This window comes from Segatella copri (genome assembly GCF_019127135.1).
Taxonomy (GTDB): domain Bacteria; phylum Bacteroidota; class Bacteroidia; order Bacteroidales; family Bacteroidaceae; genus Prevotella.
The window spans coordinates 1-319 of the sequence record NZ_JAHOEA010000218.1; the positions used below are offsets into that span (position 1 = coordinate 1).

The window sequence follows — 319 nt, forward strand, 5'->3', positions numbered from 1 at the left end:
TCCATTCTTCCATATTTCATTTCCACGCCCTCTTTATCATACTGCTTGCGCTTGCCGGTTGGTGGCTCAGTAAGTGTGATGCGAACTACAGCCGTGCGTGATAGGGAACGGGCGATGCTCTCGTCGAAAGCATCCATGTGTTGAGGAAGGAAACGTTCACTGATTAGTCGGAGACCATGAATCTTCTCTGTATCCTCGGTCACTATTTCAGCCTTGCCGAATGCGATGGCTGATTTGAACTGCAGGGTGAAACTGCCGTCCTTCGGACCAACCGTAGGCGCACAACGGGTTACGGCTGAAAGGCAAACCTCGGGATGAG

General features: G+C 51.7%; 1 protein-coding gene. It reads right to left on the minus strand.

Translation table 11 applies throughout. The features are described from left to right. Nucleotides 1-319, minus strand: a 319-nt coding sequence (locus KSW37_RS15930; protein WP_217743546.1) for a pyridoxamine 5'-phosphate oxidase family protein, incomplete at both ends; no start/stop codon positions are given.